This window comes from Streptomyces sp. 8K308 (genome assembly GCF_004348315.1).
Lineage (GTDB): Bacteria > Actinomycetota > Actinomycetes > Streptomycetales > Streptomycetaceae > Streptomyces.
Genome location: NZ_SMKC01000272.1, coordinates 1 through 9,693 on the forward strand (window position 1 = coordinate 1; position 9,693 = coordinate 9,693).

General features: G+C 74.1%; 8 protein-coding genes. 4 read left to right on the top strand and 4 right to left on the bottom strand.

Translation table 11 applies throughout. The annotated features are described in order from the left end of the window. Together E1265_RS27700 and E1265_RS27705 are read right to left on the bottom strand one after the other, a co-directional pair. Positions 1 to 1,160, bottom strand: a 1,160-nt coding sequence (locus E1265_RS27700) for an MFS transporter (protein WP_132933732.1), incomplete at its 3' end; no start/stop codon positions are given. Between the two features lie 23 nt (positions 1,161 to 1,183). Further along, positions 1,184 to 1,639 (bottom strand): SAM-dependent methyltransferase, encoded by a 456-nt coding sequence (locus E1265_RS27705; protein ID WP_132933733.1) that lies wholly within the window; start codon positions 1,637 to 1,639, stop codon positions 1,184 to 1,186. Between the two features lie 167 nt (positions 1,640 to 1,806). Here E1265_RS27705 and E1265_RS27710 point away from each other — a divergent pair, with 167 nt between their 5' ends. Next, positions 1,807 to 4,638: a LuxR family transcriptional regulator gene (locus tag E1265_RS27710; protein ID WP_132933734.1), complete on the top strand. Its 2,832-nt coding sequence runs from the start codon at positions 1,807 to 1,809 to the stop codon at positions 4,636 to 4,638. Here the strand turns inward: E1265_RS27710 and E1265_RS27715 are convergent. Then, complete coding sequence (locus E1265_RS27715) at positions 4,523 to 5,107, bottom strand: ABATE domain-containing protein (protein WP_243741153.1); 585 nt, start codon at positions 5,105 to 5,107, stop codon at positions 4,523 to 4,525. The genes E1265_RS27710 and E1265_RS27715 overlap by 116 nt on opposite strands. Before the next feature lie 307 nt (positions 5,108 to 5,414). Here E1265_RS27715 and E1265_RS27720 point away from each other — a divergent pair, with 307 nt between their 5' ends. Next, complete coding sequence (locus E1265_RS27720; protein ID WP_243741154.1) at positions 5,415 to 6,791, top strand: serine hydrolase domain-containing protein; 1,377 nt, start codon at positions 5,415 to 5,417, stop codon at positions 6,789 to 6,791. Between the two features lie 13 nt (positions 6,792 to 6,804). On the opposite strand, the gene E1265_RS27725 is transcribed toward E1265_RS27720, so the two are convergent. Then, positions 6,805 to 7,266: a GNAT family N-acetyltransferase gene (locus E1265_RS27725; RefSeq protein ID WP_132933736.1), complete on the bottom strand. Its 462-nt coding sequence runs from the start codon at positions 7,264 to 7,266 to the stop codon at positions 6,805 to 6,807. 226 nt (positions 7,267 to 7,492) lie between these two features. On the opposite strand from E1265_RS27725, the gene E1265_RS27730 reads away from it, so the two are divergent. After that, positions 7,493 to 8,902 carry a globin domain-containing protein gene (locus E1265_RS27730; RefSeq protein ID WP_132933737.1) on the top strand — a complete coding sequence of 470 codons (1,410 nt, stop codon included), beginning with the start codon at positions 7,493 to 7,495 and terminating at the stop codon, positions 8,900 to 8,902. A gap of 157 nt (positions 8,903 to 9,059) precedes the next feature. Then, positions 9,060 to 9,693, top strand: a 634-nt coding sequence (locus E1265_RS27735) for a pyridoxamine 5'-phosphate oxidase family protein (RefSeq protein WP_243741155.1), incomplete at its 3' end; no start/stop codon positions are given.

The following is a 9,693-nucleotide window of genomic DNA, read 5'->3' on the forward strand; positions in this document are numbered from 1 at the left end:
GCGATGGAGGTGGTGGCGGGGGTGGTGGCCAGGGCCATGCCGGCGCCGATCGGCAGCAGCCCGGCGAGCACCGGCCAGTACGAGGCGTCGGCGCCCAGGCTGCCGAGGACGAGCACGCCCACGGTCATCAGGGCGAGGCCGACCCCGGCCGCCCGGCGCCGGCCGATCCTGCCGACGATGTGCGGCGCGCGGCGCGAGAGGCCGCCGAGGACCATGCCCATGGGCGTCACCGCGAGGCCGGCCTGCAGCGCCGTGTATCCAAGCACCAGCTGGAGGTACTGCAGGACGATGAAGACCATCCCGAAGAACACGAAGAACTGCGCGGTGATGGACAGCACCCCGGTGGCGAAGCCGCGCACCAGGAACAGCCTCGGGTCCAGCATGGGGTCGGTCGTGCGCAGGCTCCAGAGCAGCCACAGCGCGCCGCAGATCGCCCCGACGGCGAACGCGGACAGGGTGACGGCGTCGGTCCAGCCGCGGTGCGGGCCCTCGATCGTGCCGAAGACGGTCCCGGCCAGGGCGACCGAGGAGAGCAGGCCGCTGACGGCGTCGACGCGCGGCACCGTCGAGTCGCGCGAGTCGGGGATGACGGCGAACGCGGCGACGAGCGTCAGGATCGCCAGCACGCCGCCGAAGACGAAGATCGACGGCCAGGCGAACCACTCGAGCAGCAGGCCGGACGTCAACAGGCCGAAGACGGCGCCGGCGCCGGCGACGCCGATCCAGGCCCCGACCGCCTTGCCGCGCTCGGCGGCGGGGAAGGAACTGGTGATGATCGACAGGGTGGTCGGCATGACCAGGGCCGCCCCGACACCGGAGAGCCCACGGTGCACGATGATCACGCCTGGCCCGTCGGCGGCGGCCGCCGCGAACGCGCCCGCGGCGAACAGGGCGAGGCCGGCGACGAGGACGGGCTTGCGGCCGAACCGGTCGCCGATCGCGCCGGCGGGAAGCAGGAGTCCGGCGAACACCAGGGCGTAGGCGTCGACGATCCACTGGAGTTGGGTCTGGTCGGCGCCGGTGTCCCGGGCGAGTCCTGGCAGGGCGACGTTCAGCGAGGGAACGGCCGACACCACGACGGCGAGCGCCACGAGGACGACGGCGAGCACGCCACGGCGACGGGCGGCCGTCAGCGCGGGCGCGACGGTTTCTGTGGACATGATGATCTCCAAGAAGGACGGGCTCAGTAGTAGTCGCGCATCAGCTGGGTGGCCCACTCCGGCTGCCGGATCTCGCCCAGCGGCCCGAACTCGGCCATGTAGGGCTTGATGTCGAGCACCGGCGTGCCGTCGACCGCGTCGAGCCCGAGGACGTGAACGTCCAAGCCCTCGACGGAGAGCAGGCGGCAGCGGGAGACCCCGAGACGGTTCGGGCGGACCTTGCCGCGCTGGGCGAAGATGCCGACGGGCGGCCAGTCGGGGTTGTCCCGGGGACGCCGGGCGCCGGTGCGCACGTCCTCCGGGGCCACCAGGTGGAACACGAACACCACCTCGACGTGCGAGAACTCCGCGAGGCCGACGAGGGCGTCGGTCCCGAACGCGTCGCCGTCCAGCCGGACGACCGCGCGCTCGACGGCCCAGTCGTCGTCGTACGGTTCCGCTCTTCCCCCGACCACGGTGCCCACGGGTTTCACCTGCACGAACGTCGCCTCCGGCCCAGCTCGACGCGATCCGGCACCGTGCGGGGCCGGCGGACGTCCTCGACCGTAGGAGGGGCCACGGCGCCGGCGGATCCGTCACGGATACCGGGAATGACAGGCTCCGACGCCGGGGGTCACCGGGGCGCGGCCCCGGCTATGTTGGGGCGGTGATCCACGGACGGGAGGCGGAACGGGCGCGCCTGGCGGGCATGCTCGCCGCCGCGGCCGGGGGCCGCGCCCAGGCGGTGGTCGTCCGTGGCGAGGCGGGCATCGGCAAGTCCGCGCTGCTCGACCACGTGGTGGCGCTCCACGGGGCGGGGCCGCTGCTCAGGACGGTCGGCACCGAAGCCGAACGCGACCTGCCGTTCGCCGCCCTGCACGCCCTGCTGCGCCCGGTCCGACACCGGATCGACGCGCTCCCCCGACCGCAGTCCGCCGCGCTGCGCACGGCGTTCGGCCAGGCCGCCGCGCGGGGCGGCGACCGGTTCCTGGTGGGTGTCGCCGTGCTGACGCTGCTCGCCGACCTGAGCGAAAACGGCCCGCTGCTGTGCGTCGTCGACGACGCACAGTGGCTGGACCACGCGTCCGCCGACGCGCTCCTGTTCGCCGTCCGGCGGCTGAACGCCGAACCCGTCACCGTCGTGTTCGGGGCTCGCGCCGGCGAACACCCCTTTGCCGCGGCCGGCGTCGCGGAGCTGGCGCTGACGGGCCTCGACGCCGAGCGGTCGACGGCGCTGCTGGCCGAGCTCCGCGGCGAGATCGCCCCCGCGGTCCGCGACCGGGTCGTCGCCGAGGCCGAGGGCAACCCGCTCGCGCTGATCGAACTCTCGGGCATGCTCGGCCCCGAGGAACGCGCGGGGAGGCTGCCCGCGCTCACCCTCTACACCGAGGCCACCACCCCGGCCGGCCGGGTCGAGACCGCCTACCGCGAACGCGTCGCCGCCCTGCCCGACCGCACCCGGAGCCTGCTCGCCCTCGCCGCCGCCGAGGGCACCGGCGCACTCGGCCTGATCCTCCGCGCCGCGGCCCGGCTTGGCACGGAGGCCGCCGACCTGGAGCCGGCCGAACACGCCGGCCTGGTCCGGGTCGAGTCGGCCGTGCTGACCTTCCGCCACCCGCTGGTGAAGGCCGCGGCCTACCGCGGCGCGCCGCTCGCGGTCCGCCAGGCCGCGCACCGGGCGCTCTCCGACGCGCTGGGCGGGGCCGACGTCGAGGACCTGGACGACGCGGAGGACCGGCGCGCCCACCACCTGGCCGCAGCCGCCACCGGCGTCGACGAGGCGCTGGGCCGCGTCGTGGAGCGCGCCGCCGACCGCGCGCTGCGCCGCGGCGCGCCGGCCGTCGCCGCGGCGGTCTTCGAACGGAGCGCGCAGTTGAGCGAGGACCGGGAGCTGCGCGCCCGACGCCTGGCCGCCGCGGCCGAGGCGGCGGCCGCCGCCGGGCAACTCGACCGGGCGGGACGTCTTGTGGTGCGCGGCGACCGGCTCACCGCGCGCCCGGAGCTCGCGGCCCGCCTCGCCGCCGTCGCCGCGGCCCTGGAGTTCGAGCGGGGCAACGCGGCCGCCGCCGGCCGCATCGCCGTCGAAGCCGCCGAGACCATGGCCGCCACGACGCCCGAGCAGGCGGTCGCCCTGCTCGGCGCCGCCGCCGAGTACGCCTGGTTCGCCGGAGACGGCGAGGTCCTCGCCCGGGCCAGCCACCTCATGGAGATCGCGCGACGCCACAGCGACGTCCCGTTGGGCAATGTCCCGTCCGTCGTACGGGGCACCGAGCTCCTGCGGTCCGGGGACCACGCCGCCGGCCTCGAACTGCTCAGGCGGGCGCTGGCCCCCGTGGGACCCGCCAGGCCCGCCGACGTCCTGGCCGCCACCCACACCGTGTTCGCGGCGCTGCGGACCGGGGGCGACTCCGAGGCGCTGGCCGCGGCCGACGAGCTGACCCGCCGCTGCCGGGCACAGGGCCGCGTCGCCGACCTAACGCACGCCCTGCAACTGAGGATCCAGGCCCGGATCCTCCTCGGCCACCTCCCGGAGGCCGAGGCGGACGCGGCCGAGGGGCTGCGCATCGCGGACGCCATCGGGCACAGCAGGAGGGCCCGCAACATCGAGGGCGTCCTGTCCCTCGCGGCGGCGACCCGCGGCGACGCCGAGCTCTGCGAGGAGTTGGCCCGCAGCGGCACCGAGGGTGGCCTGGCGCCGGGCGCCTCCTGGGGCGGCTACGCGCTCGGGCTGCTGGCCCTCGGCCTCGGCGACCACCGCCTGGCCGCGGACCGACTCGCCGCCCTGTGGGCGGGGCCCGTCGGGCACACGGTGATCGTCAGGTTCGCGCTCCCCAGCCTGGTCGAGGCCGCCGTGCGACTCGGCGACCCCGACCGGGCGGCGGAACCGTTCGCCCGCTTCGAGGGCTGGGCGCACAACAGCGGGCGGCCGTGGGCGCTGGCGGTCACCGAACGGTGCCGGGCGCTGCTTGCCGGGCCAGAGGACGGCGAGCGGCACTATCTCGCCGCCCTCGACCAGCATGAGCACGCCACCCGCCCGTTCGAACACGCCCGCACGCTGCTGCTCTACGGCGAGTGGCTCCGACGGGCCCGCAGGCGGAACGACGCGGCGACCCGGCTACGCGCCGCCGCGAAGGTCTTCCACCGCCTCGGCGCCACGCCCTGGTTCGACCGCGCGGTCGCCGAACTGGCCGCCATCGGGGCCAAGCCGCGCGACATGACCGCCGAGCAGGCCGTCGACGAACTCGCCGTGCTGACCGCGCAGGAGCGGCAGGTCGCCCTCCTCGCCGCCACCGGCGCCAGCAACCGCGAGATCGCCGCCCAGTTGTTCCTCAGCCCCCGCACGGTCGGCTACCACCTCTACAACGCCTTCCCCAAGCTGGGCATCACGTCGCGCGCCGAACTGTCCCGCTTCGACCGTGACGGCGCTGGTAGTGCCGGGCGGCACGGGCCCGGTTCCCGCACGACGGCTTACACCACTCCTGACGGCCGTGGCCCTTGAGGAAGTAACGGACGCAGCGGGGCGCGGTGCAGGCGCGCAGCCGGGCGAGGTCGGGACCGGCCAGGAAGTCGATCGCCGCGCGGGCCAGGGTGGCGCCGAACTCCGGCTCGCCGGCGACGAACCGCGCGCGCGGTGCGTCGGCCTCCGCCGACCACTCGAGTTGCGGCACGCCGGGCGCGCGGGCGGCGCGCTCGTTGAGCAGCGCGACGGCCTCGGCCTCCGGCATCAGCCGGCCGGCGTCCGCCGAACTCGCCGGCCCAGGCCGCACGGCCCGCGCGAACAACGCGCGCACGGCCCGCCGCAACGCGACGACCTCACCCCGCAGCCGCTCGTCCACGACCACCACGCCCACCCCGCACCCGGCCACCCAGTCACCGAACCCACCGACATCAGCCAGGTCATCCGCGACCCCACCATGCCCGTCGTGCCGCACGGTATTGACCAGCCCAAGCACGAGATCCCACTCCACCCCACCCAGCGTATGCGCTGCGCTGGCCCACGCCACGTCACACGGGGGCCCCGCCAAGCGCGCTACCGCACGCCCAACGGACGCAGCCGGCCTCCCGACGCCCCAGCCTCTCCCCAGCGCCAGCCAACGCCGCACCGCAGGTGCCCGGCAGCGCGGGCGCCAGCCCGCGCACGCCGTGGCCCAGGCCGCACCGCAGGTGCCCCGCGCCAGCCCGCACACACTGCGGCCAAAGCCGCGCCGCCAGGCGCGGCGGCGCGTTGGGAAAGTCGGTGGCAGAGCGGAGCGTGGTGGCGGTATGCGTGGGCGCATGATGGGAAACGAAGGCGTGGGGTTGCTGGCGGAGACGGCGCGGGCGTGTGGGTGGCGGCTGGCCACGGCGCAAGCCGAAGGGCGGGCGCCGTCGATGGTGGCAGCCGTGGTGCGGGACGGGCGCGTGGTGTGGAGCGGGGCGCGCGGCGAGTTGCCCGAGGGCGTGGCGGCGACGGACGTGCAGTACCGGATCGGGTCGATCACCAAGACGCTGACCGCCGTGCTGGTGCTGCGGCTACGCGACGAGGGGCTGCTCGACCTCGGCGACCGGGTCGGCACGCACCTGGACGTGCCGCACGGCGGCGACGCCACCGTGGCGCAGTTGCTCAGCCACACCGGCGGCCTGGCCGCCGAGGCCGGCGGCCCGTGGTGGGAGCGAACGCCGGGTACGCTGCGGCCCGAGCTGACCGACGTGTTCGGCGAGCGGCCCCAGAAGCATCCGGCCGGCCGCCGGTTCCACTACTCGAACCCCGGCTACGCCGTCCTCGGCGCGCTCGTCGAGCGGCTGAGGGGCCGCCCGTGGGCGGAGGCGCTGCGCGACGAGGTGCTGCTGCCGCTCGGCATGGTCCGCACCGGCTACGACCCGCGGGAGCCGTACGCGCGCGGCTGGGCCGTGCACCCGTACGCCGACGCGCGGCAGCCGGAGCCGACCGTGGACACCGGGCGGATGGCGCCGGCCGGGCAGCTGTGGTCGACCGCCGCCGACGTGGCGAGGTTCGCCGCGTTCCTGACGGCCGGCGACCCGAACGTGCTGGCCGCCGACACGCTGGCGGAGATGCGCGCCCCGGCGACCGCGCCGGAACCGGCGAGCTGGGACGGGTCGTACGGCCTCGGCATCCAGCTGCTGCGGCACGAAGGACGGCTGCTGGTCGGGCACGGCGGCTCGATGCCCGGCTTCGTCGCCTCCCTGTGGACCACGCCCGAGGACCGGCTCGGCGTCGTGGTCCTCGCCAACGCGACCAGCGGCCCGAGCACCGGCGGCCTCGCGACCGCGCTGCTCGACGAGGTGCTGCGGCGGGAGCCCACCATTCCCGAGGTCTGGCGGCCCGACCCGGCCCCTGACCCGGAGCTCGTGGCGCTGACCGGCCTCTGGTACTGGGGGACCACCGCCTTCGAGCTGCGGCTGGGCGCCGGCCGGGCGCTGACGCTGGCCCCCGCCGGCTTCGTCAGCCTCCGCGCCTCCGGGTTCCGGCCCGAGGCGGACGGCACCTGGACCGGGCTCGCCGGCTACTTCGCGGGCGAGACGCTGCGGCTCGTACGGAACGAGGCCGGCGCCGTCACCCACCTCGACCTCGGCACGTTCGTCTTCACCCGCGCCCCGTACGAGCCGGCTGAGTCGGTGCCGGGCGGCGCGCACCCCGAGGGCTGGCGGTGACGAACGACCCGCCCTACAGCTCCATCTTGAAGCCGATGTGGGTCGCCTTGAAGCCGAGCCGCTCGTAGAAGCGGTGGGCGTCGAGGCGGGCCACGTCGGACGTCAGCTGCACCAGCGCGCAGCCGCGCCGCCTGGCCTCCTCGACCGCGAGACGCATCAGCTCGGAGCCGAGGCCGCCGCCCCGCGCGTCCGCCCGCACCCGGACCGACTCGATCAGCCCCCGGGAGGCGCCCTGCCGGGAGAGGCCGTGCAGGATGGCGAGTGTGAAAGTGCCCACGATGCCGGCCGTCGGATCGTCCGCGTCCTCGGCGACGAACAGCAGTTGGTTGGGATCGGCCGCGAGTTGCTCGAAAGCCGCCAGATACGGCTGCCGATCAGCGGGATTCTCGCGTGTCGCGCCGAGCATGTCGTCCGCCAACATGGCCACGATCTCGGGCACATCAGCGGAAGCCGCCTGCCGCAGGGTGATATTCATGACCCCCACTTTAGGAAACGGAGGAATGGCGCGAACACCGCGTTTCAGCCGGGGGGTTGTGTCTCGTCCGTATAACGGTAGGGTCAGTCCCGCATCGAGGCGGCCAGAAGCCGCCCAGTTTATGAGATGCGGGGGCGCGATGGCCGGGTTTCCGGTTAACCACCCGCTCCCGGTGAGCAGGCTGGCACGCTGTGCGACCGGGAGTTGATCGAGGCGAGGCAGGGTCATGACCGCGATATCGGCCAACGATGGCGCCACCACCGCCGGATATGGCAATGAGCCCGAATCGGGCTATGCCGCCGGGCAGGCGGCCTCGGCGAGCCACGGGCCAGGGCACGGCCACGGCGCGTACCGCGACGATCACGGGGCCGGACAACCGGGCGAGCGCGCCGGCGAACACCACGGCCAACTTCAGAGTCCGCTCGAAGGCGGGTGGGCCTCAGGACACCCCACCCTCGATCCCCGCAGCGACGAGAACCCGCTCGTGAAAGGCATGCACAATGGCGGGCCTTCAGCGGACGCCGTGGTGATTCGCCGCACACTCGCGGAGATCGAGCCGGTCTCCCACCAGGCCACGTCCTACTTCTACGCGTTGCTGTTCCTGCACAATCCGCAGTTGCGCGACTTGTTCCCCGCCGCCATGGACGCCCAACGAGACCGACTGTTCGGTGCGTTGCTCGTCGCCGCGGAACATATCGACGACACCGTCACGTTGACCGACTACCTGTGCAACCTCGGCCGGGGCCACCGGAAATACGGCACCCAGTCCTCGCACTATCCGCTGGTCGGCGAATGCCTGATGTCCGCGCTCGAGCGCTACGCGCCACGCAGTTGGGGCCCGGAGGCCGAGGCCGCCTGGGTGCGCGCCTACACGGCCATCTCGCAGATCATGATCGACGCGGCCGCGGAGGACGAACTCCACTCGCCGCCCTGGTGGTACGCCGAGATCGTCAGCCACGAGCGCCGCACCAGCGAGGTCGCCGTCGTCACCGTCAGGACCGACCAGCCCTACCCCTACCGCGCCGGCCAGTACGCCAGCGTCGAGACGCCGTGGTGGCCGCGGGTCTGGCGCTACTACTCCTTCGCCTCCTCGCCCCGCCCCGACGGGCTGCTGTCGTTCCACGTCAAGGCGGTGCCGGCCGGCTGGGTCTCGCGCTCCATGGTGCACCGGGCCAGGCGCGGCGACGTCATCAAACTCGGCCCGCCCGCCGGCTCGATGACGGTGGACCACAGTTCGACCCGTGGTCTGCTGTGCGTGGGCGGCAGCACCGGCATAGCGCCCATCAAGGCACTCGTCGAGGACGTCGCGCAGCACGGGACGCGGCGGCAGGTCGAGGTCTTCTTCGGTGCCCAACGGGACGCCGACCTCTACGACCTCGACTCCCTCCTCGAGTTGGAGCGCCGGCTGCCCTGGCTGTCGGTCCGCCCGGTCGTCGCGCAGTACGCGACCCGCGGCTTCTCCGGACAACTCCCGGAAGCGGTAAGGGAGTTCGGCCCGTGGGGAGATTTCGACGGATATCTCTCGGGTCCGCCCCAGATGATCCGCAAGAGCGTCGACGCGCTCGTCTCCGCCGGCATCCCGGCGGACCGGATCAGACACGACTTCCTCGGAACCCTGGTGGCGTCCGGGGAGTAAGTGATTGAGTAGCGCGCAAAAAGTGACGTAGCGGGATTCAGGCATGCCAGAACGAACAGGACCAGAGGAACCGGGACCGGCCTACCACGGGGCGCGGCTCCCCGTCGCCGCCCTGCCGCCGCGTGCCGGCCGTCCGGGCAGCGACGGCGAACACGTGCTGCAACGTCAACTCGGCAGCGAGGAGCGGGCCGACCGGTTCTACCGGGAGCAGGTCCTCGACCATCTCAACGACCGGATGCGGGAGTTCATCGGCCAGCAGGAGATGTTCTTCCTGGCCACCTCGGACCGCCACGGCGAGTGCGACAACAGCTTCCGGGCCGGCCCGCCCGGGTTCCTGCGGGTGCTCGACCCCAAGTCCCTGGTCTACCCCGAGTACCGTGGGAACGGCGTGCACGCCTCGCTCGGCAACATCTCCGAGAACCCCTACGCCGGGCTGCTCCTCATCGACTTCGAACGCGCCCGCATCGGCCTGCACGTCAACGGCCGCGCCCGCATCGTCCCCGACCACGAACTGCGCGCGCTCCACCCCGAGCTGCCCACCGACACCGCGCCCGGCCGGCGCACCGAGCTGTGGGTGCGGATCGACGTGGAGGAGGCGTACATCCACTGCGCCAAGCACATACCCCGGCTCGTCAGGCCGCCCAAGGACGCCGAGCGCGCCTGGGGCACCGACGACTACCGGCGCAAGGGCGGCGACTTCTTCGGCGCCGCCAGGGACGCGCAGGTGCGCCGCGCCCACGAGCTGAGCGGTCGCCCGGTCCCGCCGGCCCTGCCGCCGGGCCCCTCGGCGC

Excerpts from the sequence above, each read along its gene's own strand:
- E1265_RS27720 (WP_243741154.1), top strand. The coding sequence starts at position 5,415 with ATGATGGGAAACGAAGGCGTGGGGTTGCTGGCGGAGACGGCGCGGGCG.
- E1265_RS27725 (WP_132933736.1), bottom strand. The coding sequence starts at position 7,266 with ATGAATATCACCCTGCGGCAGGCGGCTTCCGCTGATGTGCCCGAGATC.
- E1265_RS27730 (WP_132933737.1), top strand. The coding sequence starts at position 7,493 with ATGACCGCGATATCGGCCAACGATGGCGCCACCACCGCCGGATATGGC.